The sequence below is a fragment of the Chroococcidiopsis sp. SAG 2025 genome, assembly GCF_032860985.1.
In the GTDB taxonomy this organism is placed as follows: domain Bacteria; phylum Cyanobacteriota; class Cyanobacteriia; order Cyanobacteriales; family Chroococcidiopsidaceae; genus Chroococcidiopsis.
Genome location: NZ_JAOCNC010000001.1, coordinates 6,287,760 through 6,312,310, shown reverse-complemented (window position 1 = coordinate 6,312,310; position 24,551 = coordinate 6,287,760). Strand labels below are relative to the sequence as shown.

The window sequence follows — 24,551 nt, the reverse complement described above, 5'->3', positions numbered from 1 at the left end:
GCATTGCCCACCCTACGATAAAAGCCCTTCACAAATGACAAATGACAAATTACAAATGACATTCAAGACACTTCTGCTTTCATTTCATCAATTTCAAACAAACTGACAATCACGCTAGTAATGGGAATAGCCAGAAAAACACCTAATAATCCTGCTACTCTTGCTCCCACTAGTAAAGCAAAAAAGATTACGACTGGATTAACGTTTAACGAACCTTGCATCACTCTAGGAGAAATTAAATTATCTTGAATCTGCTGCAAAATAATACAAGCAGCTAATACTTTTAATGCCAGCCAGACATTTTGAGATAAAACAATTAGAAAAATAATTCCAACTCCTAAAGTTGCTCCAATCCCAGGAATTGCATCAAAAACTCCTACAATTGCTGCTAAAACTAAAGGAAAAGGTACATTTAATAATAAGAAAACTATAAAGCTAGAAGTCGTTAAGAATAACATTAAAATGAGTTGACCTTGTACGAAACCAGAAAATTTTCGCTTCACAATAAGTTCAAATCTTGCCCGTCGATTTTTCGGTACAGACTTTAGAATAAATCCCCAAAGTCGTTGACCGTCGAGCAGCATAAAAAAGGAAACTACCGCAATCAGAATTAAATTGAGAAAATTAGTAAAAAATATTTGAATAGTAGAAAAACTATAAGATAAACCCACACTCAGTCCTGAGAGAATTTGATTTTGTAACTGTTGTTGAATAGCATTTAAATCGACTATAATATTACGATTGCGTAAAAAGACCTCTAGGTTTTCTACCAATGGAATTAAAGAGTTCAAAAAAGCTGTAATACTATTAATTAACTGTTGTGCTTGAGATACTAGCGATAAACCAACAGTAATTGTGAGCGCAATAATTAATACTAAACTCACCAGAAAAACTATAGCAACTGCTACATAGCGAGGCAGGTATTTTTGCAACCACTGTACGGGATAGCTGAGTAAAAACGCTAAGATCGCAGCAAATGAGAAAATTGCAATAACATCCTCGAAATATTCCAGCAGCAAGATAGAAGCCCAACCGGAAAGAAATAATAGCAAGAAACGCACCAATACCAAATTATTTAAGCGTTCCCAAAAATTCGGTGGTTCCTGCATATCTGGCTTCATAAGTACGATCGCTATTTGCTTAACATAGATCTCCAGCTAGAAGTACAGCATATGGTAAGTGTTGGAAATAATCACCTACCTCAGGCAGCAGATAGCTCTTGTACGAGGACGTATGGCTGGACGATCAGAGTATTAAACTGCCTAGCGCGATCACTATTCCAATCAGAAAGTTGATTGGTAGAAGGCTTAGTAATCAATGCTTCACCGATCCAATGTTGTACCGCACTCACGTTATCATTCGCGATCGCCACCCCAACATCAAGAATATCGAGCTGTGGTGCAACAACTACCAATGCATCTCGCATCGCATGAGGAATTAACCACTCCCACTCAGCTCTATCTAAACTTTCTGCCAGTTCTGTTCTTAAATCTTCCATCAATCTGAGGTTGTAATGACATTTTTACAGTTTATCGTTTATGAGGGAGTAGGGAGCAGGGAGCAGGGAAAAGAGAGCTGAAGGAGCGCAAGGTTGCTGAGGGAGCAAAACAATTCACGCATTCACGCATTCACGCATTCAAAATTCGGCATTGCATAATAGAGGTATGAATTGAGGTAAGTTGCGATGCAATGTCCAGAGTGCCAATCAACTCATATTCGGAAGAATGGCATCAAGCGAGGTAAACAGAACCACATTTGTGTTGATTGTGGGCGACAATTCATTGAACACTATGAAACATGCAGAGGTTACAGCGATGAAGTCAAACGGGAATGCTTGAAAATGTATGTGAATGGCATCGGTTTTCGAGGAATTGAACGAGTTAAAGGTGTTCATCATACGACAATCATTCACTGGCTCAAGCAAGTAGGTAACAATCTGCCTGATGCTGATGCCCCAGAAACAGTCCCCCAAGTCGGTGAACTAGATGAACTAGAAACCTTCGTCGGTGCAAAAAAAACAAAATCTGGCTGTGGACAGCAGTAGATCACTTCACTTCAGGGATTTTAGGTTGGGCGTTGGGCGACCATAGTGCTGAAACCTTTGCCCCGCTATGGGCGATCGTTGCCCAATGGCGGTGCTACTTTTATGTTACGGATGGTTGGAGTGTTTATCCAGGTTTTATTCCAGACGGCGATCAAATTGTCAGTAAGACTTATATGACCAGAGTTGAGTCCGAAAATACAAGACTGAGGCACTATCTGGCTCGGCTGCATCGAAAGACACTGTGCTACTCCAAATCAGAAGAAATGCTGAAATATTCAATTCGATTGTTACTGCACTATCTCAAATTCTGGAATGTTCCAGTTCCTCAATAGTTCATATCTCTATTCAGCAACGCCCAAAATTCTTACACCCCACACTTCCCACACTTCCCACACCCCACATCCTTTCTTCACTGATAACTGATAACTGATAGCTGACAACTGATTATCTTCCCATTTCGTGTAGCGTAGTAATCGCGGCGGCGCACTTTTGCGTGACGGTTTGTAATTCTTCCTTGTCGGTAGAAGTAGGAGGGGGAATGACTTCGCCAATTCTCACGGTGATGGGAACGGGACGGGGAACGGCAGAACCTTTGATTAAAATTTTTTCGGTTCCCCACAAGCTGACGGGTAAGAGTGGAGCTTGGGCTTTGGCGGCGAGTAATGCGGCTCCGCGTTTGGGATCGGTAATGCGTCCGTCAGACGTGCGCTTTCCCTCTAAATACACGCCTATCGCCCAGCCATCTTCTAAACATTTAAGCGCAGCGCGAATAGCCTTGCGATCGCCCGCTCCGCGACTGACGGGATAAGCACCGTACAACTCAATTGCTTGCTTCAAAACCGGAACGCCAAATAACTCTTCTTTTGCCATGTAAGCCACTGGTCGTCTCATACAAGCCGAGAGAAGTGGCGGATCGAAGTTACTCGCATGATTGCTCACTACCACCAACGATCCCTTTTGGGGGACATTTTCCGTCCCAAAAATTCGTCCCCGAAAATAAGCGTGCAGCATCGGACTGACCACCGAATATTTAAATAGGTAGTACAGCAGCAGACTGGCAAATGGTTCGCGTTCTCTTGGCATGGGGAGTCGTAGGGGCAGGTTTACCAAACAACTTTAACTACTAACAGAAATTTCGGGTGAACCTGCCCGTACAGGAGTTGGTGTAGAGACGTTCCACGGAACGTCTCTACACGAGTGTTTCCTTACCACTAATATTTTCTAAACCTAAGTCAGGGGAAGTCCGCTTGATTAATCCAGTCAGGACGTTACCTGGACCAATTTCTACCACCTGTTGCACGCCTTCCTCTACAAAGTGCTGAACTGTCTCGCGCCAGCGGACTCCACCTGTCATTTGATGTGTCAGCCGATCTTTTAAAATCGCTGCGTCTACAGTTGGCACTGGTTCCACGTTCGATAAAACTGGAATTGTTGCCGTGTTAAAGGTGACGGTTGCTAATACTTGTTGAAACTCGCTGGCGGCTGCTGCCATAAATGGCGAGTGGAAGGCTCCCGATACTTTTAAGGGCATAGCCCGTTTCGTTTTGATGTTAGCAATCAACTCTTGCACGGCGGTGGGAGTGCCAGAAATTACGACCTGAGCTGGGCTGTTATCGTTTGCCAGGACAACATCGGACATTTGTTGCAGTTGTGTTTCTAACTGGGTGCGATCGAAACCAATGAGAGCCACCATCATACCACCAGAAACGCTGTCCATCAGTTCGGCACGGCTTTTAATCAGGCGTAATCCCGACGACCAATCAAACACGCCAGCAACGTAGAGAGCAGCATATTCTCCTAAGCTATGACCTGCTACTAAGTCTGGTTGTCGTCCTTGTTGTCGTAACAAGTCGGCAAGAATAGATTCTACAACGTACATACAAGGCTGGGTGTAGAGCGTGCGCGACAGGCTGTCATCTTCGCTCTGGCAAATTTCAACGACAGACCAACCTAAAATTTCTTCTGCCTGGGCAAACTTATCTTTGGCATAATCGATTTCTAACAAATCCATCCCCATGCCAGTTGCTTGCGAGCCTTGCCCTGGAAATACCCATGCTGTTTTAGTCATTTGTCATGTGTTGGTAATTGGTAATTGGTAATTGGTAATTGGTAAGTTCTTCCCTACTCCCTGCTCCCTACTCCCTGCTCCCTGATTCACCTATTTCCATTGAAAAATTGCGGCTCCCCAGGTCAAGCCTGCGCCAAAGCCAGAGGCGGCGATGATGTGGTTGGGTTGCACTTGTCCTTGGCGGACTGCTTCGTCGAGTGCCAGGGGAATGGAGGCGGCGGAGGTGTTGCCGTAATGGGCGAGATTGCTAATAACTTTATGGGCGGGAATTTTTAAGCGATCGGCTACAGCATCGAGAATGCGCTGGTTAGCTTGATGCAGGAGCAACCAATCGATGTTGTCAACAGTGAGATTGGCACGAAACAGGGCTTTGTCAATGACTTCTGGAACTCTCTGCACGGCAAAACGATAGACTTCTTTACCGTTCATGGTGATGGGTTGATAAGTTCCTTGAGTTACTTCCACCCTATCCATGAGTTGTTTTGGTTTGCCCTGATAGCTGAGGTTGAGGCAGTGGTTTTCCGTACCGTCGCTTTTGAGTTCAAATCCGAGTAAGCGATCGCGTGTGTCTGCTTGCATCACGACAGCTCCCGCACCATCGCCAAATAGGACGCAGGTACGCCGATCTTCCCAATCTACCCAACGAGACAGCACATCTGCCCCAATCAGCAAAACGTTCTGATAGACTCCCGTGCGGATGTATTGGGCAGCAGTAACCATGCCAAACACAAATCCAGAACAAGCTGCGGTCAGATCGAAGGCTACAGCATTACTCGCGCCCAGGCGTGCTTGGACTTGACAAGCACTCCCAAAAAGATCGTCGGCGCTGGATGTTGCTAAAAGAATCAGATCGATCTCGGCTGGTGTAATGCCTGCCATCGCGATCGCCTCTTGTCCAGCAGCAGCGGCGATCGAGCTTAAAGACTCCGATGCCGTGGCTAGCCGCCTGCTACCAATGCCCGTACGACTTCTAATCCACTCATCGGATGTGTCTACCAGTTGACTGAGACTCTGGTTATCTAACACGGTTGCTGGTGTGGCGGAACCGCTACCTGTAATAATTACGCCTGATTGTTGTACCATGCTTCTCCCTGTAGAAGGGGCGAGGAGTGAGGGGTGAGGGGTGAGGGGATTAAACTTTTCCCTCGCTCCTCGCTCCTCGCTCCTCGCTCCTCATTCTTCCGCGATCGCTACCGAGCCTTGAATCCGCTCTAGCACTTCGTTGTCTACTGCTTCTCTTGCCAGACGAATGGCATTAAAAATCGACGGCGCTTGAGAGCTACCGTGGCTGATAATGCAGATCCCTGCGACACCCAAAAGCAATCCGCCTCCATGTTCGGCATGATCTACCCGCTGCTTGATGCGTTTCAGGTTTGGTCGCAACAGCGATACGCCTAACTGACCGTGCAATCCTTGGGGTAACTCTTCACGCAGGATTTGCAGCAACACTTCTCCCACTGCTTCGGCAAATTTCAACAGCACGTTACCAGCAAAGCCATCGCACACGATTACATCAAAATCACCCGAGAGAATATCTCGCCCTTCGGCATTTCCGACAAATGGAACTTTCGGGTTAGCTTGGAGCAGTTGGTAAGCTTGAAGCGCGAGATCGTTCCCTTTGGATTCTTCCTCGCCAATATTTAGTAAACCGACTTTAGGTTCGGAAATACCTAGAACGTATTTGCTGTAAACCGTCCCCATAACCGCAAATTGTTCTAAGAACTTGGGGCGACAATCGACGTTTGCACCCACATCTAGGATCAAAACTTGCTTGCTAGCAACGATTGTGGGAAACACGGCTCCAATCGCTGGGCGATCGATTCCTGATAGTCTTCCCAAACGTAATAATGCCGATGCCATCGCTGCACCTGAGTGTCCGGCTGAGACTACGGCATCTGCCTGTTTTTGCTTGACCAAATTCATTGCTACGTTAATCGAAGCTTTGGGCTTGCGCCTAATGCCACTCAGAGGCTCCTCGTGCATTTCTATCGTCCCTTCAGCAGGGACGATTTCTAACTGACCGAGATTAGTATTAGCGGGCAAGACGGCTTCAATCTGCTGGCGATCGCCCACCAGTATGACCTCTACGCCTAATTCATCCCTTGCTCGCAGAGCACCAGCAACAATTTCAGCGGGTGCGTGGTCTCCCCCCATAGCGTCTATTGCGATTCGTGCGCGAGTCTTTCCCATTGATGACAGTTCCAGAAACCTTAAAGATTCTACCAGTTATCAGTTATCAGTTATCAGTTATCAGTTATCGGAAGTCGTAGGGGCGGGTTTTTTAGCAGATCTGTACTAGAACAAATAATTCTTCGCTCAAACCCGCCCGAGCGATCGGAAGTCGTAAGGGCGGATTTTTTAGGATATCTGTACTGGAACAAATAATTCTTCGCTCAAACCCGCCCGTACTAGAGTCAGGGGTAATTCAAATTACGAATTGCGTCACGAAGTGTAGCGCAGGGTAAGAGTGCGAATTGAATTGTCTCCTGCTAAAAGGTAAGCAATTAAGTCCGATCTGTCAAACTTACTGGTGGCGCAGTTTTAGGTACTGGTGCAAGGCTTTGTGTCGCGGCTGAGCCGATGATGACTGGTTGCAGGATCGGCGTATTGGCAATGGAATTATTCGCCAAGGTAAACAGTGGGTTAGAGAGAATTCCAGCTAGAGATGTCGCAATTAAAGAAAGTACGATGCCCACTTGTAGCGGACGCATCCCTGATAAAGTCCAGTTGATTTCGGGATAGTTTTTCACCACATCGGACATTTCCTGCGGTTCTTTGACCACCATCATCCTGACGACACGGATGTAGTAGTAAATTGAAACTACGGTGGTAACGAGTCCTAGCAATACCAATCCATACTGTCCGGCTTGCCAGCCAGCCCAGAATAAATAGATCTTGCCGAAGAAACCGGCTAATGGTGGAATACCTCCCAAAGACAGCAGGCAAATGCTGAGGCATAGAGTCAGCAAGGGATCTTTTTGATATAAACCTGAGTATTCGCTAATTTGGTCGGTTCCAGTGCGGAGGGAGAATAGAACGACGCAGCAGAAGCCGCCCAGGTTCATGAACAGATATACCAACAGGTAAAATACCATACTGGCGTATCCTGCTTCCGTACCCGCAATTAAACCAATCATGACGAATCCGGCTTGGGCAATCGAAGAATAAGCCAACATCCGTTTCATGCTGGTCTGAGCTAGAGCAACGACGTTACCCAAAATCATACTCAGGACGGCGAGAGCGGTGAAAACAAACTTCCACTCGCTAGAAAGTAAGGGAAAAGCGGTAGAAAGAAGGCGAATGGCAAGGGCAAACCCAGCGGCTTTAGAACCTACAGATAAGAAAGCAATGACTGGAGTGGGCGCACCTTCATAAACGTCTGGAGTCCATTGGTGGAAAGGTGCAGCGGAGATTTTGAAGCCAATTCCCGCGATGACGAAGACGAGGGAGATCGCCAGACCGAGAGACTGACCCGCGTTAGCTTGGACGATCCCAGTGGCGATCGCGCTCAGTTCAGTTTGTCCGCCCGAGAGTCCGTAGAGTAGGGATACGCCGTAAAGGAAGACGGCTGTAGAGGAAGCACCAATCAATAGGTATTTCAGCGCCGCCTCGTTAGAACGGGGGTCGCGCTTGGTATATCCCGTCAGTAGATAAGAGGAAATACTTAAAGACTCTAGAGAGATAAAAATCATCACTAGCTCGTTTGCTCCAGACAGGAACATTCCCCCCAATGTGGCAACGAGCAAAATGACGAGAAACTCCGCCAAAGCAGTACCGCTTTTTTCGACGTAGGTAATTGACATCAAAATGGTGACAGCGGCAGACAGCGCGATAATACCGCGAAAAACTATGCTCAGGTCATCACCATTAAAGCCGCCTAAGAAAGCTATTGGATTGGCAATATCCCATTGAAAATAGAGAGCGATTATGGAACCAAGCAGCCCTGCGATCGCTGCATAAGCAACCCAGCGCGAGGAACTACGACCCACAATCAAGTCACCAACTAAAACCACCATGAGAGTAACGAGGACGATACTCTCTGGCAAAATCGTCCCAGCATTCAACTGGGTTGCAAGATTGGCTAAATCCATACTCTTTGTATTCAGTTGCGATGTATCAGTTGCGATGTATCAGTTACGCTCATTGAGCATCAGGACTGACTGTGTTAGTTTTATTTTCTCTTAATCCGATCCCCTTTCGGTCACGCCACCCCAGCTAATATTAGCGTTAACTGGGATTGAGAGGATAAGTTTTACTTGTTACATTAGGGCGCGTGAATGCATATCATTGCAAATTTCTTATAGCTGATTTCAGTTACATATGGCGATCGCCGAACTAGATATACCGAATATTAGCTATCATAATTTTGAAATAAAAAAGCCCGAAAAATCGGGCTATGCGATCGTAAATATTGAGTAAAGAGCAGTGAGTAGCGAGTAGTGGGTCACTTTGTAAAGACGTTACATGTAAGACCTCTACTAACTGTTAACTGATAACTGACAACTGAATAATTGATAACTGACAACTGTTTACTGACTCAAAGTTGTGCCTGTCGTAGAGAAATTAGACAGAAAATCTGGAATCGGATTACCTCCATTACGTCCCACGGCAGGAATTTCTAGCAAATCGTCTGTTGCTTGCCCTCTACCATCATTAGTTACAGCATTTTGGTCGCCTGGGTGTCCGTTGGGAACAAAAAGCTGGGGGTGGTCGAAGGGCGCTCTTTGAAAGCGAACTCGCTCATCGGTCAGTCCGCGCAGGAAGGCAACAAACGCTTGTTTTTCATTGCTTGTCAAGTTCAATACAGGCAAACCGCCAAAATCTCCACCGCGACTGTAAAAATCTATCACTTGCTCTAAAGTCAAAGTTCCGCCGTTATGAAAATAAGGAGCAGTCAGTTCTATATTTCTCAGTCCTGGAGTTTTGAAAGTTCCATTCGCCAGGATGGTATCGCTGGGACTTAAGGGAGGATCGAGCGTGGGTGGGTTTTCTCCCAATAATTGCGAAAATTTTCCTTGCTGTGCCAACCGTGCTTCAGACAGCGAATTGCCAAATCCATCATCAGCGCCTAAAGCAACATCTTCCTGTGGAGGTCTAACTCCAATGGCAAAAAATCCCGTATCTTCCACAGGAGTTCCAGGGATTGGCGCTCGTCCGATTCTACCGCGACCAGCCACATTCCGAAACGAAGCCGCAGTGAGTTCCGTACTTGCATGACAGCCAATACAACCCCTGCGAGTGAAAAGCTGCCATCCCTGCTGTTGCTGCGGGGTAAAAGCACTGCGGTTTCCTGCTAAGAATTGGTCGAAGGGCGTTTGGCTGGAAACTAGAGTAGATTCATAGGCTTGAACTGCTAATCCAAAGAATAGAGAGAAATTGTATTCTGCCAGCGTATACTCGATTGTTGATAGGGGACGGTTTCGCGGTCGGCGATAAAATCTTCGCCTACCCGTATTCGGATTGACGCGAATCACCATGTTGGAGTCCCACCACTGGGGTTGGAAAGCTTCTTGAATCATCTGCTCGTAGGTTTTATTTAAACCTGGTTGAGGTGTTTTGCTGAAAGCACCTAAAACGCTATCATCGGCAGCAACGAGCTGTTTGGCTAAAGGTAGTAAAGCCAGGAGTTTTTTACCTGCCTTTCTCCCTATTCTCCTGATGATTCTTCGGCGGGTCGATTGTGCTGTCGTATCACTGCTTTGTGCGATCGCATCTGTTGAGGCGGCGATATCAGCACTGTTACTATCGACTAAATTACCGTTAGTATCCCTCACCCTCACGGTGTTATCCGTCTCAGATAGATCGATGACTAATGGTGCGATTGGCAAATCTTCGGCTGCTGTCTCAATTGCTGTGGTAATTGGTGCTATGGCTTGGGAAGCCAAAGAGGAATTTTTAATTCTGACTGGTACATCCCGCAAGCGCCTGCGGTTAGTGGCTTGTAAGACTAAAGCTTCTGGGTCTCTCAATCCAGAGCGATCGACTCCATTAAATATATTTTGGGCGCTGCCGTCCCAGAAATTACGGAAGTTAAAGACTGCATCGATGACAGTTGGGGAGTGACGATCTGTGACGCGCCGCGTGTTGATACCTTGGACTCTGAAAATATTATCTGGCTGCGGCGTGACGTTATCTTTATCGCTTCCAGGCACGATATCGACAAAATTAGCTCGAAATACCCCTTGGGAGCCTGCAATATCATTGCTGTCAGATATAACCCTAGAGGCGATATTATTGGGGTCTTCTAGCTTATGAAAGGGAAAATCTGCCGCTGTTAACTGATAATTAGGTGCGCCAGCAAGATTAAATACGCGATCGCCTGCTTTTAATCCTGGGTTGATTTGGTTTTTCGAGCGGCTGTCTGCACCTGCTTTAAAGTGACAAGTCGCACAAGTGACATTACCATCCGTACCGAGTTGCATATCCCAGAATAAAGTTTTTCCCAACGCGATCGCGGCGGTTTTATTGCGAATAAATTCGCCGATATTGTCGGGTTCGGGAATGGATACTTGGTTTAAAGGGACGATCGGCGGACTACCAACTTGTGCTGATACAGTATGTCCGGTTAGGACTGTAAAAATCACAAGTAGGGCGATCGTAATACTAGTTTTGAGTTTTCTCGATAGTTGATTTCCTCCAATCTGCCGAGCTAAAAATGAGGTAAAAAAGCGAATACCAGCCAAAAAAATAGCTGCTAATTTAGCAAAAAAACGAGCTATAAAACGATAGAAAACTGTTTCGTTTTCTTTGCTTGATAACTCGTTTGGTGGTTTATGCTTCAAACCATGACTCATGGCAAGATTCCCTTTGTTGGTTTGAGTAGAGATAAAATCTCTGCTTCCACAAAACAACATTGGTTGACTCAATTACTTAAAATCGTAATATTTTGATATATTTTGCCATTTGTTATTCGTCTGTCATTTGTCATTTGTTGTTGGTTGGCAGTAGACGCTGCGCTACACTTTGCGAAGACTGATAACTGATAACTAATAACTGTACGAGCGGGTTTAGCGAGTAGATTTACAGCCCAAATAATAAATCTTTGGTCAAAACCCGCCCTTGCGATAACTGATAACTGACGACTGTCACCCTACCCAAAGTTCTTGGGCAAATCTGACTGAAAATAAGATTAGTAAAATGGTGAAAAAAACTAACGTTATATATCCCCAACGCGGATGGCGGGACAGTAATAAACTAAGTGCAATTGGTAAGGAGATAATTCCGTAAACTAACCGAGTTAAAGACCAAGTACTACCAGAAACAAGTAATAATCCTAAACCACAAAAACCATAGGCGATCGCTATAGTAGTTAGTTGGTGGCGCATATGCCATAACAAGTAAATCCCACCTAAAACAGCAACCGTATTCAGCAACGGATCGCCTGCTAACAGCCACAAAGCCAACACTAGGACGCAAAAACCATAGCCTACCTTAACTGGATTGAATCGGCTACGCCAGCGCCAAAGAGAATAAGCCAACGCAATTATTGCGATAAATAACAGTGGATGTAGCGGATCTTCGATCCTTCCAGACTTCCAGTTAGCAGTGCCGACAACAACTTGCATCAGCATCTTCCACCAACCTTGTATGTCAAACCCTAGCGATCGCTTCCATTCCTGCTGGGCGCGTCCGAAAGCCAGCCAATCGCCTAAATAAATCCTACAGTAGAGGCTGTAGAGTAATAGACCGCCACCAGCTGCCAAGCTAGCAAGATAGGCGATCGATTGGCGGCGTTCTTTCCAAGCAGCGATAATTAAGGCAGGCACAATCGCAATTCCGGTTGGGCGAGTCGCCGTTGCCAACATGCCCCACAGCGCCACCCCAGGATACTGCTTAAATTCAAAAGCGCGTAAAGTTGCCGTACTACAGAGTAAATATAGCCCTTCAGTGTAGACTACCGTACCAAACAACGACAGCGGACACCAAGCTAACACGGCTGTACTCCACCGGGCTGCATTTGTTCCATACTGCCGAGCCATCCAATTAGCTAGTAATAATAACGCGCCTAAAAACGCCAAATTATTTACTAATATCCCCGCCACTTCTGCTGATAACCCCAGCAGCATCAAAGCACGGATACACAGAGGAAACAACGGAAAAAAAGCAACATTGTCTCCTGCATAACCAGAAGTTGCAATCTGTTGATAAAAGAGGCTATCCCAAGCAGAAAAAACTCCCCAACCAAAATTAGGAACAACGCCTCCTGGTGGTTTTGGTAGTGCAGGTGCAATGAATAACATCGCTACTGCTACCACCGAGCGGCTCAGCAGCCACATACAAGCAGCAAATCTTAGCTCTCTCATTATTCAGTTATCAGTTATCAGTTATCAGTGGCTAGCGGCTGGTGGCTAGTGGCTGTTTATCTAGTCACCAGTCACTAGTCACTTACCAATTACTAACTACCTTTGTCAAAGCCAATTTAGCCGCTCCCACGATTCCCGCTTGATTGCCTAACTCAGCGCAGACTAATTGCAAGCCCTCGCGGGAACAGGGTTCAACTCGACGCTCGATTTCAGCCCATGTTGCAGGAAAGAAAAACTCCGCACACGCACACGCGCCGCCACCGATCGCCACTGCTTCTGGCGATAGCACGTAGACTAGGCTTGCCAACCCTGCCCCTAAATCCATACCATATTCCGACCAAAATTGCAAAGCTGCGGGATCTCCAGCTTCCGCCAAAGCAACTAACTCGGCTGGTTCCTTGCCCGTGCGCCGCCGAATTGCCGTCACGGAAACGTATTGTTCTAAAGATCCTTGATTGCCACTTTTACAGGGTGGACCATCGGGTTTCAAAGTAATTAACCCCAGTTCCCCAGCCGCGCCGCGATGCCCGCTAAATAACTCGCCGTCAAGGATAATTGCCCCACCGACACCCGTACCGATAGTCAGTAAAATGAAGTGTTTAAACCTACGTCCAACTCCCAGCCACGCTTCCCCTACACCCGCACAGTTAGCATCGTTAGCAACGACTGTCGGTAAGCCCGTTTTTGCTTCTAACCAATCGGCTAAAGGAATGTTGTACCAGTCGGGAAGATTAATCGCAACTTTCGCAATTCGCCCCGCCGCATCAGCGGGACCAGGAGTTCCGACACCAATCGCCACCGCTTGCCGTTGCGGATCGACTTGAGCGATCGCCTTTACCATGACCAATAATACTGCTGCTGGCGTAGCTGGTTGGGGCGTAGGCACGGTTAGAGACTGCAAGCAAGTCCCATCCGGCAAAAATCGCCCTAACTTAATTGCCGAGCCGCCTAAATCAATACCGATGACTTGTTGGTCATTTGTCATTTGTCATTTGTCATTTGTTGTTAGCTGACAGTTAACTGGTAACTGGTAACTGGTAACTGGTAACTGGTCACTGATTTTTCTGCCAGTTGCGATCGCAATATCTATTTTGTTTATTTTTACCGAGCGATCGCTGTAGAGTTGTGCCATGAGACACTCCTATATTCGGATGCGATTTCAAAGCCGTTACGGGTGCGGCATGAATAATACTCGCAGCGGCAAGCGAAAGCATCAAACCACCAGCAGCAGCAGCAACTAAAGATATCGGATCTTTCATCGTCTTTTTTTACAAACAAGGCTTTTCAAAGATAACCGATGAACGGGGTGTGGGGTGTAGGGTGTAGTGAGTGGTAGGTGAAGAAAGGGTGTAGGGTGTGGGGTGTAGTGAGTGGCGCTTGAAATACTTCTGACTTACGACTTACGACTTCACTACGGTGGTGTTTGACTCCAATTGTCTCTCCGCAAACGGGGGTTGATAAATTCGTTTAAGCCTTCACCCAGTAAAGACAATCCTACAACCATTAATGTCATGCCTAAGCCAGGAAAAAGCGCCGTCCACCATACTCCTGTTGGCAGTGCTTCGAGGGCAAGACGCAGATCGTGACCCCATTCTGGTGTTTCTTCTGGCAGTCCTAACCCTAAAAATCCTAAGCCACCCAGCGTTAAAATGGCATCGGCAGCATTGAGAGTGAATAATACTGGTACGCTCTGCACGACGTTGAAAAAGAGGTATCGAGTTAGAATTCTTCCGGTTGAGGCTCCCATAGCTTGGGCAGCTTCAACAAACAATTCGGTTTTGACGCTAACGGTGTGGTTGCGGACAACGCGGTAATATTGGGGAATATAGGCGATACTGATGGCGATCGCAGCATTTAATATTCCTCTACCGACGACAAAGGCTAGCGTTACCGAAAGCAAAAGTCCTGGTAGCGTGTAGATCGTGTCCATAAAAAATAACAATATGCGATCGAGTCTGCCACCGAGATAGCCACTGACTAAACCTAAAGGTACGCCAATTACCAATCCAAAGGCTGTGGCTAATACCACCACTTGCAACGCCGCTTGAGTGCCGTATAGCGTGCGCGAAAATACGTCATAACCTTGGCGCGTCGTGCCAAATAAATACTTGAGGGAAGGTGGATCGTGAATTGGGTTAATCAGCGACTCTGTAGGGTTTTGAATCCATCCCCAAGCTTGAAATACAGGAGCGAGTATTGCTATGCCTAAAAAAATCAGGGTAATCGCCAAGCCTATCGCTGTTAGTTGTAAGGATAGACTAGGACGACCAGAAAATCGAATCAATCTGGGAAGTTGACGTTTTGCCACACTCATGCAGTTGCCCTACCAGGAGCGATACGCAGACTATTGTTACAGAAAAAGGGAGTAGGGTGTGGACAGTGACCAGTGACCAGTGACTCCTGACCAGTTAGTTATTTTATCTCCTCAGCTGGGCGACTCTCCCTCAGCTCCCGATCGCTCCGCGACTGTCTCTTCTCCCCCTGCTCCCTACTCCCTGCTCCCTGCTCCCTCTTATCACTGGCTACTCAACCAAGTCATCGCCTGTTTCATCCATTCTTCGGGGCTAGCGTTTTTCGGTACGAGGGCGTTTTGACTGACAGCTGTTAGTGCCTGAGAAATTTCGCTGGGGCTGTAGCCGACAGCGAGGAGTGCGGCTTGCACTTCTTCTAAAATATTTGGGGCTAAGGGTATGGCGGCTGTCGTTGTGGCGAGTCCAGCTGTTTGACTCCAACTGACTAATTTGCTTTTCAGTTCTAAACAAATGCGTTCGGCAGTTTTGCCACCCACACCAGGGGTTTGTAGCAGGAGTTGGGTATTGTTGCTGACGATCGCCTGTACCAGATCGGAGATATCAAAAGTATCTAATAAAGCGATCGCCAATGCCGCACCAATCCCGCTAACGCCGATCAACAAGCGAAATAAGTCTCGTTGTACGCTAGAAGCAAAGCCGTACAGTGATGGCTGTTCTTCCCGCACTTGGAGATGGGTAAAGATTTGTGTCTGTTCGCCAGCAGTTAATTCCTGCGATAGTCGGGCGGGAATTTGCATTTCATAGCCGCAAGCGTTCACCTCTAGAATCAGGATGACGCGATTACCACTACTTTTGACAATGCTGGCAACTGTACCCTTGAGATAGCTAATCATCCCAAAAAACCGAAATGACCTAAGCCCTCTAGGATACCACCTGCACAGGGGGCTTGGGCTAAGTAGCGATCGCCACCTGGATTGGCTTCGTGCCATTCTAGTAATTCAGAACTGGCATTACCGACGATAATTCCTTTGGTTTCCCTGGTGGCGAACATGGAAATATCATTACCAGAGTCGCCGCACACGACTGTTTTTTCTGAGGAAACTTGCCAAGTTGAACGTAAAAACTTGACTGCCAAGCCTTTATCACCGCGTAAGGGCAGAATATCTAAATCGGTTCCGGTACTGTAGATTAATTTGACTTCTAAGCCTTGCTGTTTCAAGGTAGAATCCAATTGAGGTAATAGTTCTGCTGCTACAGTTCGAGCTAGGTGAAAGCTGACTTTATAGGGACGCTGTTCAGAATCTGCTTGCAGCGTCAGATCGGCAAAATGAGCGGCGATCGCTAAAATTTTAGCGCGATCCCAGCCTATATCGAGTTGTTCCGACCAAACAGTATAAGGGTTATCAATTCCGTCAAGATAGATTTCCGTCCCCACTGACGCAACCAACGCATCGGGGGAGATCAAATTTTTTTCCTGTTGCAATTCTTGATATAGTATGGGCGATCGCCCTGTTGCGTAGACAATCTTCGTGCCGTGTACGTGGCGATGGTGACTGAGTTTTTGGTTCAGTTCTGATAAGGCGCGATCGTCACCTACGAGGGTGTTATCTAAGTCGGTTACGAACAGAAATTCCACGACTACCTCTTATACCAGCTACTCCATCAAATAGTTTAGGACTAAGTGGCGATCGATGAGATCGAGCAAGTCAAAAGTTAAAAGTCAAAAGTCAAAATAGATATCTTGCTTGCATTCACTCTTCATCCGCGTACCCAATGGTTGCGGCTGCACCAACATCAGCATTCATCTGCGTTTCCATCTGCATTGAAATTCATCTCTAGTAAGCTCAGCCATATTTGCCCCCTTGAGTTAAATATTAGTATTAACTGCATATGTAATTTTTTCTTAGCCCCCTTTTTAAGGGGGTTGGGGGATCTGCCCTCTGCCGTCTTCCGCTATGCTGCTTGAGATTGCCCAAATTCTGATAAGAATCGGAATGCCTTCACGACAGCACTAGCGCATTCTCTGGGTGAGGAATTGTAAAAAGCACGCCATGCAGATGCTTTAAATTCATCGTAACGGTCTGCTTTTTCAGGAAAACGTTCTAACCAGGCTAAACGCACGGCATGACCGATTAATACATCTAAGACGATGTATTCTTCTATTTGTAAATTGGGATTGCGATCGCAAATTGCTGCTAATTCCATGAGCGTTTCAATATTAACTTGTCGATATTCTGGAGCTTCAATTTTATTGAGTAAATGCTCGACTCGCAGGGCAAAATTTTTCTCTCCCGATGTCATTTCTGCTAGAATTAACTCGCTATCCAAACGATTGCGACGTTCTAATTTATCGCCAATAATCACGCCTTTAGAGTGTTTCATTAACCGCCAAACTCGTTGGAAAAAGTCTTGAGGAACGCGGTTCATCGACCCATTCCAGTGTCGCTGCTGTTGCCAACCACTCAAGGGGACAAACCCTTCATCTGTGGTTTCAGGCAGGACTACCCATTCAATATCGCTTTCTGGCTGTTTGACGTGTAGCGATTCTCGTTGACGCAAGACTTGATTCATCCCCTCATAACCAATTAAAACTTGGCGCAGGCGCATTTTCACTTCAAATGGGGATAGTTGCATCAAATGTTCGTAGGCTTCATCTTGAGTTAGCCCTAATTCTTGTCCTAATTCGCTGGTAATTAATAGAATTAAATAACCAACCCGCAATGTCAGTAATCCCTTAAATAAGTGGGGTTCAGTACGAATCAATACCCCTAAATAGTTAAGCATTTCTTGAGTTAAAACGCGATCGCGAATATCTTCACCACAAAACTGGTCGATTTTTTCGCCAATTTCGTGATTGGACGTTGGTTGGGTAATTAAGGAAGCCTCGCTGTAAGACTTACCTACGGCAATTTGTTTTTGCCTGACTAGAATTGATGTCACCTCGTCTGAAAGCGACACGTCTATCATCCGTCGCAGTCCTGCGGCGCGGCGTACAATCGTCCACAAGCACAGATTTCCCGCCTTGGTATAAACTTCATCCAATAAATTGCCAACCGTCACTCGTCCAGTACCAAAACTAGTATCAAAATCTAAGCCGCGCAAGCGATACAATGTCTGCAATAACTCTATTTGTTCGTAGAGATTTTCTGAAGCCCGTAATTGTCCTAACAACAGACTGAGATTGGTTTCGCATTCTAGCTGAAATTCTTGAGTAATCCCTAAAGGTAGGTTTTTTTCGGGGTGAAACGTTAGGTAATAGTTGCGTTGTGCGTTCTTGTTAACTGCTAAGCGCGTAAAATTTAACTCATGCAAGAAATCAATCCGTTCTGTTTTTGCCGTTAGCATCAACTGTTGCAATCGTCCCAGCTTAACGTGAACGCCGTTGCAAACACCGCTTCTGAGTTCTTCCATCAACGGTAATAACGCCTCTTTCTCCGTTTCTAGCATGGTATGGGTTAACATCAGCGTTACCGTCGGTCGTCCTAAATCGCTCCAATGGTGTTTAATATATGCAAGTTCACTTTTGAGTCGTGCGACTAGAAAGTGGTAATCGAGGGTGAGGTAAAATTGTTGGGGATCGAGAAAAGAAGGTAAAAACACCACGGTTTCATCGCGAATCCGAAAGATTCTCGAAGTCGTTAAACTCCGCAAGCGTCTAATTGGTCTTCCTGTCAAACCTAATTTGTCGTTGCGTCCAATTTGGGTGTAGACAGTTGATAGTTCTCCGGCTTGGCGGACTTGAATTGGTTCTACTTGTGATGGTGTTTGGGTTTCAATGCCGTAAACCGCTAGTTTTGCTTGTAAATCTTCATCTTCTGCAAGTAAGGCAATTTGTACCATTGCTTCTTGGCGACGACCGATGTTTAAATGTTTTCCTAAAGGATCGATATCGCCAATTGATACCAGCCCTTCACTCAACATTTGACCGAGAAAATACAGGCTTTGCGCCCAAACTAAGGGGACATTCTCATTTGGTAGACGAGTTTGAGTTTGGGGATTTGCCCTTTCTGCGGCAATGTTTTCCTGCGGGACGTAGTACAACTCTGGCAATAGTTTCACTCCGTCTCGTTCTACGACAATCTTTTCCAAGTATTCCTGGTATGCTTGAACTTGGGGGCGATCGCCTCTAAATATTCCATCTAGTAACAAATAGGTAAAAAATAAGGGCCACTCGCATTCGATATGTTCAAATTGCTTCAGTTCCCACGGTTCGTAATGCAGGCGGTTGGTGTCTTCCAACACCGTTTGATGTCCGTCACGTAAAAATCGCTTGCAACCGTATTTACCTTGGAGTTTAGTAATAATGTCATTGCGGGTGCGTTCTAGCAAGCGTCGATCCTCTACGGCAAAGGCAGGATAACCGATAACGCTTAATACGGCTGCATCAACTTCTTTAGACGCAGATTCCCTCGGTAACAAATTTTCTAACGTAATGCGGGCGCGGGCAATTTCATCGGGTAAAACGTGAATCACCGATGCTTGACTTCCGCCAACTCCAAATAAATCTAGTCCGTTCATGGCTTCTAAGGCGGCTTTTGCCATTCCCACAGAACTAGCATTCAATTCAGCATTACCGTGATTGATTTTGTTTCCCCGTTCCCAAATCCCAAAGTCTGGGGTACGGTAGGTGCGTCCGATGTAATAAACCAAATTTTGCACGAAGTTTACTTCGTCGATGGTGTAGACGATGTGCAACCCCGAAGCCGTCATTTGTGCCAGCATCAATAAAAATAGAGAAGTGGCATCGAGTTGTAGATGTCCCCATTCACCATCGCCGACGACAATATCACCCGTTTGAGTATTGTACTTGGCGTGCAAGGCATCTAGGGCAGCTTGGCTGTGTTTGAAGCTTTCTACTTTAGTGGCTTGGCGCATCATCGCAAATAACAAGCCTCGCATCAGCTTCACAACGCTGTGTTCTAGTTCGTATGTGCGTCCCTTGTCGGGATCGACTTTACGATATGCTAGCGCCAGACCCCAAACCGCTAAAATACTGTAGACGTTATCTCGTACCCAGGCATCGGTATAATCTCCGTGGGCAGTGATGGCAGTACTGGCAGGCAACAAGCCAGAAATCGGATTTTGCCGAGATAAAATAATTGTTTTAATCTGATGGTAATAATAATCCAGTCGCGCTGGTAACTGAGCGGCAGTTTTATACATACTGAAGTTTGACTGTTTCGGGAATCGGGCGGTTGCGTCTTGAAGCTATCAACAGAGAAGCAAAGATAGCTACATTTCATTCTTTAGGAATAGATGAGCCTGAGTAGAAGAACGATAAGCTAATTTAAGATTTTGTTCGTATTCTACTGGAAATCTCACCGTACCACTGAATCGCGTTAGCGAAGCTGAACGAAGTTATCGCCACTATCAAACGAAAGTTTATTGTAATCTTCTTCAAATCCCTATTCTGCGATCGCGCATCTTTACCAAATCTTTAACGACTCTAAGCTACAACATTATCAGTATTTTTGCTGAATACGTAACTTAGTATTGTCTTTTATTATACCGTTGGCTTTACCGGATCAACATGCAGGTAATCGATATGGCACTTTTATACAATCAACAACAATCTCCTCTGGTAAAAATTGTCTACAGCAAAGTTACGATTGACGGCAAAGTTGAACTAGTCCCGCTGCAACTATATGCAGATGGTTCCTTGCGTCGCAGTCAATAGAAAATCATCTCAATGTTGTGAGTGAATTCAAAGAAGGCGAGCATCGGCTTTCTAATATTCAGGAATTAATTATACAAACATAAATCTTCCTCTAGAAGTAGGTACGAACAGTCTGAATCTAGTAGCTGACTGTCTACTTATGTATTAAAAAATACTAAAAAGCCTGACTTCGAGAATGACATAACAAACTATATTTTTGCTGTTGAATAATAATTGCTTTACTTTATCTTTAAAATTATAGAGGTAGCATCAAGCTTTCATGGGCTTGTAGGAAAAAACACTTGGAATTCGTGTAGGGACTGGTGGCGACGCATCTACAGGACATCAGGGAGGAAGTCACCAATGGCTAGAGTGGCATTGCTGATCGGCGTAAGCGATTACGGACCTGGTTTTAACTGGCTACCTGGGGTCGGAAAGGATTTGGTAGCAATGCAACGGGTCTTACAGCATCCAGAAATGGGTGGTTTTACAGAGGTAGAAGTCCTCAAAAATCCCGATCCGCTGACAATGCAAGTCGCGATCGCAACTTTATTTAACGCCCAGACACGCCAGCCGGATGACTTAGTATTGTTATATTTCTCCGGTCATTACGTCAGCGATCGCTATGGCAGATTTTACTTTCCCACTCGCTTAACTTGTAAAAATCCAAACGGAGAACTGGTTGCCCCAACTGCAATTCCAGCCCATCTAGTCAAAAATATCATGAATGACAGTCCGGCAGAGCAACAGGTGGTCATTCTCGATTGTTGCGCTGACAATTCTATTGTTGTAGATGAATGGACGCAAAATCCCATGATGGGCAATCTCCAACAGCAGTTAGGAGGAATAGGTAGGGTAATATTGACGGCTGGAAATACAGCAACAGAATGTTCTCATAAGGGATTTGAACTCTCAACATATACTCATTACTTAGTAGAAGGAATTGAAACTGGCGCAGCAGATTTAGATCGCGATCGCGCAATTTCTGTAGCAGAGATGCATCAGTATATTAGGAGAAGACTAGGAGAAACTTCGACAAATTTAGCACCAAATATACACGCATTTGACGATCCGCAGCAGATTTGTTTAGCTAAAGCGACCATTAGAAGAACAGCACTTTGGTGGTTGGAAAATGCAACGCTCAATACAGCGATCGTAGCTCATAGTAAAGGTACAGACGATCGAGTTACAGATTGGGAGGCAGACCGTCAGAGTACGGTAGCAGTTTTAACTAGCGAAATGCAGCAAAAAACGGTAGAAGACGATCTCGTTCAACGCCAACCAAAATCTTGGTTGGGGGCAGTTACACTGACAGTTTTGGCAATATTAGGGATAGCTTATGGTGCAACTCGCTGGCAAGATTTGCGCCAGCTATCCATGAGCGAAACTATTGCCGCAGACACGACATATAATCACCAAGTACCGACGGTACTCGAACATGTTAATACTGTTTGGTCGCTGGCTTTTAGTCCTGACAGTCAAATTTTAGCTAGCTGTGGTAACGATCGCGCAATTAAGTTGTGGAGTTTAAAAACTGGAGAATTAATTCGGACAATTCCTGATGCTCATGCAGGCGCAATTTGGTCGGTAGCGATCGATCCTGGCGGAGATAAATTAATTAGCGGTAGTAGCGATCGCACGATTAAAGTTTGGAATTTGCAAACCGGGGAACCGATCCGTACCTTGCGGGGACATACAGATGCAGTTCGTGCTGTGGCTGTGAGTCCCGATGACAAACATATTGTCAGCGGTAGTAGCGATCGCACGATTAAAGTTTGGGATTTAAGTACGGGAGTTTTACTGCGAACTTTGAGCGGACATACAAGTGCAGTTCGTGCCGTAGCAATTAGTCCTAATGGTTACACGATCGTCAGTGGTGGTGCAGACAATTTAGTCAGAGTTTGGAATTTAAACACGGGACAATTACTCAGCACGCTACAAGGGCATACTAGTCGAGTCATTGCGATCGCCATGAGTCCCGATGGAAATATAGTTGCAAGTGGTGGAAATGACAACACAATTAGACTGTGGAATTTACAAACTGGAGATTTATTACATACTTTGAAAGGGCATTCAGACCACATTAATTCTCTGGCTTTTCGAGCGGACGGACAAGTACTAATTAGCGGTGCAGAAGACCATTCCATCAAATTATGGAATCCACGATCGGGCGAGCTGCTCAATACTTTAAGCAAGCACGATGAAGATGTTTATGCAGTAGCTGTAAGTCCCGATGGTAAAACTCTTGCTAGCGCAGATAAAGCAGGGGAAATTAAACTGGGACAGTGAACGTTTATCAGTACAACTAGCCACTAGCCACTGATAACTAATCTACCTATAACCGGGATCTTCTTCTTCTAGGCTGGCTCCACCTGGGCGCGAATTAACTGGAGGCAAACTATTAGCAGGTGGAGATGTATTGCTTGATGGTTTTACCGTAGGCGGGGTAGGAATGGGAACTGGAGGAGTGGAGATTGAAGGAGTAGAGGAGGTTGGGGGAGTAGAGCGACGGAAAGTCGGCGCGTTAGGCGTAGGTGAAGAGGGCTGCTGTTCGACTTCTATTAAACCAAGCAGTACACCAGAACTCGTAAAATATTGGCTCCAGTCTTGAATGTGAGGTTGCTTTTGCCAGTCAAAGCGAGAAACTTTGGCAAACAATAGAGGTGCTTCTTGTCCGTTACGTTCGCCAAAAATGCGGACGGACATTTCGCGCAACTTGGAGTTTTCTTGAAATCCTAGTCGGGTCAAGTTTGCGGCGATGATTTCCGCTTGTTGTATTAGCTCGGCAAAAGATTGGGGACGAGTGATGTTGACGGTAAAATCAACTTGCTTGGACTGAGTACTTTGCAGGGTCTGGGAATTGGGCATAAAGTCTACAATCTTTACTGGATTGGCTGTTACAGGAGAGATTGCGATCGCCCAACTACCTAAAATAAATACCGTACCCAAAATTTTGCTATGACTCATAGCTACAGCCTGATGTATACAAATTCGCTTTAACGCTACTTGAGTTACTCTACCGCTTAATTGCTCCCCAATTGTGTAGATGCACGCAAGATGTTGAATTCCGAATTTTAAATTCCGAATTCTTAATGTTTGGGATAAACGGCGACGGCTTCAATTTCAATTAACCAACCAGGATCGACCAAACCAGCCACAGCTAGGGTAGAACGGGCTGTTTTGACTGGGTTTTCTGGATTGTTGAAAAATTGAGCGTAAGCATCAAACCATCCCTGGTAATCGACTTGATTATCCATTGCGGGATCTGCCACTAGGTAAACGCGCAGATAGACCACATCAGATAATTTCAGGTTCACATCTGCCAACAAAGCTTGAATTCGTTCTAGAATACCGATCGCCTGAGTTTTCGTATCGCCATAGCGATCGCGCGTCCGCAGTGGAGCATCGGGATTAATGACTGGTGGGACTGTGCCACTCGTCCAATAGTAAGCTTGGTCTTCCGGTACGGCGACGGCTGAAGCAATTGAAGATGTTGGCGTACCGTAAAAAACGACTTTTTCTGGTGAAGTTGGTTTGGCTACAGCTTGAAGATGAATCCCAAATATTTGCAGACCAATTAAGCTAGCACAAACAATTGCTAATAACCAAACACTAACCTTTCCAAGTTGAAATTGATTGATGAAGCGTTTCATAGTTAATTTTTGGGTAATTTTTGGGTAACGATCGAAAATCAAAAGTCAAGCATTTGTAGGGGCGGGTTTAGCCAAAAATTCATGCCCAAAGCCATAAATCTAGGTTCAAAACCCGCCTACGGGAGTTTCTGAGGAGCGGGTTTAGCCAAAAATTCATGCCCAAAGCCATAAATCTAGGTTCAAAACCCGCCCGTACGGGAGTTTCTGAGGAGCGGGTTTTAGCCAAAAATTCATGCCCAAAGCCATAAATCTAGGTTCAAAACCCGCCCGTACGGGAGATAGGAGAATGTCAATAAAATCCCGATTGCGCACCAATGACAAATGACGCTCATAGAGCCACAATCTGTTTTGAGACGAGACGAGCAGATTCAAAAGCACCAGCCATCCAACCTGTCAGATAACTGAGATGTTCGCCGCACAGATAGATGTTAGCGTCTGGTTGATTCAGTCGTGGATAGTATGTTGTTCTGACATCAGTGGTGTACTCCGCCCATCCACCTTTGCTATAAGGCACTGTTGACCAGAACACCGAAAAGCCATTCTCAAAACAATACGGTTCATTTAAGGCTACGCTG

21 protein-coding genes and 1 pseudogene are annotated in these 24,551 nt (G+C 45.8%); 3 read left to right on the top strand and 19 right to left on the bottom strand.

Annotated features, from left to right (window positions below; all coding sequences use genetic code 11):
* Positions 1-62: 62 nt before the first annotated feature.
* Complete coding sequence (locus N4J56_RS30815; protein ID WP_317110091.1) at positions 63-1,121, bottom strand: AI-2E family transporter; 1,059 nt, start codon at positions 1,119-1,121, stop codon at positions 63-65.
* Between the two features lie 80 nt (positions 1,122-1,201).
* Positions 1,202-1,498 (bottom strand): DUF2288 domain-containing protein, encoded by a 297-nt coding sequence (locus N4J56_RS30810; RefSeq protein ID WP_317110090.1) that lies wholly within the window; start codon positions 1,496-1,498, stop codon positions 1,202-1,204.
* Positions 1,499-1,684: 186 nt separating this feature from the next.
* Between N4J56_RS30810 and N4J56_RS30805 the strand changes: the two are divergent.
* Positions 1,685-2,376 (top strand): annotated as a pseudogene (locus tag N4J56_RS30805) (IS1 family transposase).
* Between the two features lie 112 nt (positions 2,377-2,488).
* On the opposite strand, the gene N4J56_RS30800 reads toward N4J56_RS30805, so the two are convergent.
* The 13 genes from N4J56_RS30800 to N4J56_RS30740 all read right to left on the bottom strand — a co-directional run bounded on the left by N4J56_RS30800 (position 2,489) and on the right by N4J56_RS30740 (position 19,830).
* Complete coding sequence (locus N4J56_RS30800; RefSeq protein WP_317110089.1) at positions 2,489-3,127, bottom strand: lysophospholipid acyltransferase family protein; 639 nt, start codon at positions 3,125-3,127, stop codon at positions 2,489-2,491.
* A 106-nt stretch (positions 3,128-3,233) separates the two neighbouring features.
* Positions 3,234-4,112, bottom strand: a complete 879-nt coding sequence (gene fabD / locus N4J56_RS30795) for an ACP S-malonyltransferase (protein ID WP_317110088.1) — start codon at positions 4,110-4,112, stop codon at positions 3,234-3,236.
* Between the two features lie 90 nt (positions 4,113-4,202).
* On the bottom strand, positions 4,203-5,195 hold the full coding sequence (locus N4J56_RS30790) for a beta-ketoacyl-ACP synthase III (protein WP_317110086.1): 993 nt from the start codon (positions 5,193-5,195) through the stop codon (positions 4,203-4,205).
* A 90-nt stretch (positions 5,196-5,285) separates the two neighbouring features.
* A complete protein-coding gene (gene plsX, locus N4J56_RS30785) occupies positions 5,286-6,302 on the bottom strand; it encodes a phosphate acyltransferase PlsX (RefSeq protein ID WP_317110085.1) in 1,017 nt (338 codons plus the stop codon).
* A 314-nt stretch (positions 6,303-6,616) separates the two neighbouring features.
* Positions 6,617-8,203 (bottom strand): NAD(P)H-quinone oxidoreductase subunit N, encoded by a 1,587-nt coding sequence (locus N4J56_RS30780; RefSeq protein ID WP_317110083.1) that lies wholly within the window; start codon positions 8,201-8,203, stop codon positions 6,617-6,619.
* A gap of 438 nt (positions 8,204-8,641) precedes the next feature.
* The gene (locus N4J56_RS30775) at positions 8,642-10,906 is read right to left on the bottom strand and encodes a cytochrome-c peroxidase (RefSeq protein ID WP_317110081.1); all 2,265 of its coding nucleotides are present in this window, start codon (positions 10,904-10,906) and stop codon (positions 8,642-8,644) included.
* Positions 10,907-11,197: 291 nt separating this feature from the next.
* On the bottom strand, positions 11,198-12,415 hold the full coding sequence (locus tag N4J56_RS30770; protein WP_317110079.1) for a mannosyltransferase family protein: 1,218 nt from the start codon (positions 12,413-12,415) through the stop codon (positions 11,198-11,200).
* Positions 12,416-12,497: 82 nt separating this feature from the next.
* Positions 12,498-13,400, bottom strand: coding sequence for an ROK family protein (locus N4J56_RS30765; RefSeq protein WP_317110078.1), 903 nt, complete (start codon positions 13,398-13,400; stop codon positions 12,498-12,500).
* Between the two features lie 67 nt (positions 13,401-13,467).
* Positions 13,468-13,674, bottom strand: coding sequence for a hypothetical protein (locus N4J56_RS30760; protein WP_317110077.1), 207 nt, complete (start codon positions 13,672-13,674; stop codon positions 13,468-13,470).
* A gap of 152 nt (positions 13,675-13,826) precedes the next feature.
* Positions 13,827-14,729 (bottom strand): ABC transporter permease, encoded by a 903-nt coding sequence (locus tag N4J56_RS30755; protein ID WP_317110076.1) that lies wholly within the window; start codon positions 14,727-14,729, stop codon positions 13,827-13,829.
* A 201-nt stretch (positions 14,730-14,930) separates the two neighbouring features.
* On the bottom strand, positions 14,931-15,560 hold the full coding sequence (gene ruvA / locus N4J56_RS30750) for a Holliday junction branch migration protein RuvA (protein WP_317110074.1): 630 nt from the start codon (positions 15,558-15,560) through the stop codon (positions 14,931-14,933).
* Positions 15,557-16,303, bottom strand: coding sequence for a sucrose-phosphate phosphatase (locus N4J56_RS30745; RefSeq protein WP_317110072.1), 747 nt, complete (start codon positions 16,301-16,303; stop codon positions 15,557-15,559). Before N4J56_RS30745 ends, ruvA begins: the two co-directional genes overlap by 4 nt.
* A 317-nt stretch (positions 16,304-16,620) precedes the next feature.
* Positions 16,621-19,830, bottom strand: coding sequence for a glycoside hydrolase family 15 protein (locus N4J56_RS30740; RefSeq protein ID WP_317110070.1), 3,210 nt, complete (start codon positions 19,828-19,830; stop codon positions 16,621-16,623).
* Positions 19,831-20,212: 382 nt separating this feature from the next.
* On the opposite strand from N4J56_RS30740, the gene N4J56_RS30735 reads away from it, so the two are divergent.
* Positions 20,213-20,344 (top strand): hypothetical protein, encoded by a 132-nt coding sequence (locus N4J56_RS30735; RefSeq protein WP_286194039.1) that lies wholly within the window; start codon positions 20,213-20,215, stop codon positions 20,342-20,344.
* A gap of 342 nt (positions 20,345-20,686) precedes the next feature.
* Positions 20,687-22,612, top strand: a complete 1,926-nt coding sequence (locus tag N4J56_RS30730; RefSeq protein WP_317110068.1) for a caspase family protein — start codon at positions 20,687-20,689, stop codon at positions 22,610-22,612.
* 42 nt (positions 22,613-22,654) lie between these two features.
* On the opposite strand, the gene N4J56_RS30725 is transcribed toward N4J56_RS30730, so the two are convergent.
* The 4 genes from N4J56_RS30725 to N4J56_RS30710 all read right to left on the bottom strand — a co-directional run bounded on the left by N4J56_RS30725 (position 22,655) and on the right by N4J56_RS30710 (position 24,490).
* On the bottom strand, positions 22,655-23,290 hold the full coding sequence (locus N4J56_RS30725) for a hypothetical protein (protein WP_317110067.1): 636 nt from the start codon (positions 23,288-23,290) through the stop codon (positions 22,655-22,657).
* A 122-nt stretch (positions 23,291-23,412) separates the two neighbouring features.
* Positions 23,413-23,976: a RidA family protein gene (locus N4J56_RS30720; RefSeq protein ID WP_317110066.1), complete on the bottom strand. Its 564-nt coding sequence runs from the start codon at positions 23,974-23,976 to the stop codon at positions 23,413-23,415.
* A 79-nt stretch (positions 23,977-24,055) separates the two neighbouring features.
* Entirely contained in the window at positions 24,056-24,202 is a 147-nt protein-coding gene (locus tag N4J56_RS30715) for a hypothetical protein (RefSeq protein ID WP_317110064.1), read from the bottom strand.
* A gap of 102 nt (positions 24,203-24,304) precedes the next feature.
* Positions 24,305-24,490: an FAD-dependent oxidoreductase gene (locus tag N4J56_RS30710; protein ID WP_317110062.1), complete on the bottom strand. Its 186-nt coding sequence runs from the start codon at positions 24,488-24,490 to the stop codon at positions 24,305-24,307.
* Positions 24,491-24,551: the final 61 nt, after the last annotated feature.

What these genes read in the sequence shown, in the direction of transcription:
- N4J56_RS30815 (WP_317110091.1), bottom strand. Translation starts at nt 1,121, where the DNA reads ATGAAGCCAGATATGCAGGAACCACCGAATTTTTGGGAACGCTTAAAT.
- N4J56_RS30810 (WP_317110090.1), bottom strand. Translation starts at nt 1,498, where the DNA reads ATGGAAGATTTAAGAACAGAACTGGCAGAAAGTTTAGATAGAGCTGAG.
- N4J56_RS30800 (WP_317110089.1), bottom strand. Translation starts at nt 3,127, where the DNA reads ATGCCAAGAGAACGCGAACCATTTGCCAGTCTGCTGCTGTACTACCTA.
- fabD (WP_317110088.1), bottom strand. Translation starts at nt 4,112, where the DNA reads ATGACTAAAACAGCATGGGTATTTCCAGGGCAAGGCTCGCAAGCAACT.
- N4J56_RS30790 (WP_317110086.1), bottom strand. Translation starts at nt 5,195, where the DNA reads ATGGTACAACAATCAGGCGTAATTATTACAGGTAGCGGTTCCGCCACA.
- plsX (WP_317110085.1), bottom strand. Translation starts at nt 6,302, where the DNA reads ATGGGAAAGACTCGCGCACGAATCGCAATAGACGCTATGGGGGGAGAC.
- N4J56_RS30780 (WP_317110083.1), bottom strand. Translation starts at nt 8,203, where the DNA reads ATGGATTTAGCCAATCTTGCAACCCAGTTGAATGCTGGGACGATTTTG.
- N4J56_RS30775 (WP_317110081.1), bottom strand. Translation starts at nt 10,906, where the DNA reads ATGAGTCATGGTTTGAAGCATAAACCACCAAACGAGTTATCAAGCAAA.
- N4J56_RS30770 (WP_317110079.1), bottom strand. Translation starts at nt 12,415, where the DNA reads ATGAGAGAGCTAAGATTTGCTGCTTGTATGTGGCTGCTGAGCCGCTCG.
- N4J56_RS30765 (WP_317110078.1), bottom strand. Translation starts at nt 13,400, where the DNA reads ATGACAAATGACCAACAAGTCATCGGTATTGATTTAGGCGGCTCGGCA.
- N4J56_RS30760 (WP_317110077.1), bottom strand. Translation starts at nt 13,674, where the DNA reads ATGAAAGATCCGATATCTTTAGTTGCTGCTGCTGCTGGTGGTTTGATG.
- N4J56_RS30755 (WP_317110076.1), bottom strand. Translation starts at nt 14,729, where the DNA reads ATGAGTGTGGCAAAACGTCAACTTCCCAGATTGATTCGATTTTCTGGT.
- ruvA (WP_317110074.1), bottom strand. Translation starts at nt 15,560, where the DNA reads ATGATTAGCTATCTCAAGGGTACAGTTGCCAGCATTGTCAAAAGTAGT.
- N4J56_RS30740 (WP_317110070.1), bottom strand. Translation starts at nt 19,830, where the DNA reads ATGTATAAAACTGCCGCTCAGTTACCAGCGCGACTGGATTATTATTAC.
- N4J56_RS30735 (WP_286194039.1), top strand. Translation starts at nt 20,213, where the DNA reads ATGGCACTTTTATACAATCAACAACAATCTCCTCTGGTAAAAATTGTC.
- N4J56_RS30730 (WP_317110068.1), top strand. Translation starts at nt 20,687, where the DNA reads ATGGCTAGAGTGGCATTGCTGATCGGCGTAAGCGATTACGGACCTGGT.
- N4J56_RS30725 (WP_317110067.1), bottom strand. Translation starts at nt 23,290, where the DNA reads ATGAGTCATAGCAAAATTTTGGGTACGGTATTTATTTTAGGTAGTTGG.
- N4J56_RS30720 (WP_317110066.1), bottom strand. Translation starts at nt 23,976, where the DNA reads ATGAAACGCTTCATCAATCAATTTCAACTTGGAAAGGTTAGTGTTTGG.